The organism is Neobacillus paridis, from assembly GCF_016765675.1.
GTDB classification, from domain to species: Bacteria; Bacillota; Bacilli; order Bacillales; family Cytobacillaceae; genus Neobacillus; species Neobacillus paridis.
Genome location: NZ_JAESWB010000255.1, coordinates 1 through 1,419, shown reverse-complemented (window position 1 = coordinate 1,419; position 1,419 = coordinate 1). Strand labels below are relative to the sequence as shown.

1 protein-coding gene and 1 pseudogene are annotated in these 1,419 nt (G+C 64.7%); both read left to right on the top strand.

Going from position 1 to position 1,419, the window contains the following annotated elements; genetic code table 11:
- Window positions 1–110: 110 nt before the first annotated feature.
- Window positions 111–863, top strand: a complete 753-nt coding sequence (locus JK635_RS28720; protein ID WP_202655243.1) for a transposase — start codon at window positions 111–113, stop codon at window positions 861–863.
- A gap of 145 nt (window positions 864–1,008) precedes the next feature.
- Window positions 1,009–1,419, top strand: a pseudogene (locus JK635_RS28715) (helix-turn-helix domain-containing protein); the annotation flags it as partial.

The following is a 1,419-nucleotide window of genomic DNA, read 5'->3' as shown; positions in this document are numbered from 1 at the left end:
ATCACCGGGTCGCCTTTTTTTGGTTACTTTTTTTGGCGAAGCCCTCCATGTCAGGCTAGTTGTCGCATCCACAAATATCCAGCAACCTGGAGGGCGATAGCGAGTGAGCAATGAAGAAACGACATCCAGAGCCAGTCCGGGAATGGGCCATACAGCAAATCATGTTGCCTGTTGGACGCAGCATGGCCGCGGTAGCCTGCGAGCTGGGCGTGACGACCGAAACGCTGCGCCTGTGGAGAAGGGCCTTCCTGGCGCAAGTGCATGGCAATGACAGGACGAAACAAGGCTGCGCAGTGCCAACGCAGGCCAGGCAGGCGCCCGCGGCACAGGCGCCGGCTGGTGGTGGCAAGGGCAGACAGAACCGCTACACTGCGGCGTTTCGGGAATCAGTGGTGGCGCAGATGATGCCGCCTTCGAACCAGACCATCGTCGAGCTGGCCCGACAGACCGGCGTCACGGCAGCCACCCTGCGCGCCTGGCAGGACGCAGCAAGAGCACAAGGAAAGATCATGGCAAGAAGCAGCAAGCCGGCACAGCGCTGGTCCAGTAGTGACAAGTTCAGGATGGTGCTCGAAGCAGCTCCCCTGAGCGCGGAAGAATTGTCGGCGTATTGCCGGCGCCAGGGTGTGTATCCCGAGCAGATCGCGCAATGGCGGCAGGCATGTGAGCTGGCCAATGGCAGCATGGCCGATTCAGCCGGACTGTCTCCTGCGGCTGTCAAGGCGCAGGCCCGGCGGCTCAAGCAAGTCGAACGTGAGCTGGCCGAGGCCAGGGGGTTGCTGGTGCTGCGAAAAAAAGCCGAGGCGATCTGGGGCAAGGACGCGGAAGAGTCATCAGCGCCCCGGATCGCCAGGAAGCCATGATGCTGATTGGCCAGGCGGTGCAGGCAGGCGTGCGCCCGGCCCTGGCATGTCGCGAGCTTGGCTTGAGTGTCAGGACGCTGCAGCGCTGGCAGCACCAGGCGGCCGATGGCAGGACGCAGGCGCAGCGGCCGGCGCCGCCTAACANGCATGTCGCGAGCTTGGCTTGAGTGTCAGGACGCTGCAGCGCTGGCAGCACCAGGCGGCCGATGGCAGGACGCAGGCGCAGCGGCCGGCGCCGCCTAACAAGCTCAGCGACGAGGAGCGGCGCGCCGTGCTGGACGCCGCCAATAGTGCTGACTGTGCAAGCCTGACGCCACACCAGATCGTGCCGAAGCTGGCCGACAAAGGGATCTACCTGGCCTCGGAGTCGACCTTTTACCGGGTGCTCAGGGCTGCTGGCCAGGTGAGGCGCCGCGGGCGCAGCCAGACGCCGCGCAAGCGTGTGCTGACCACGCACCGGGCCGATGGGCCCAACCAGGTCTGGTGCTGGGACATCACCTGGCTGCCCACCACGGTCAGGGGCCGGTTCTTCTACTGGTACATGGTCAAGGACATC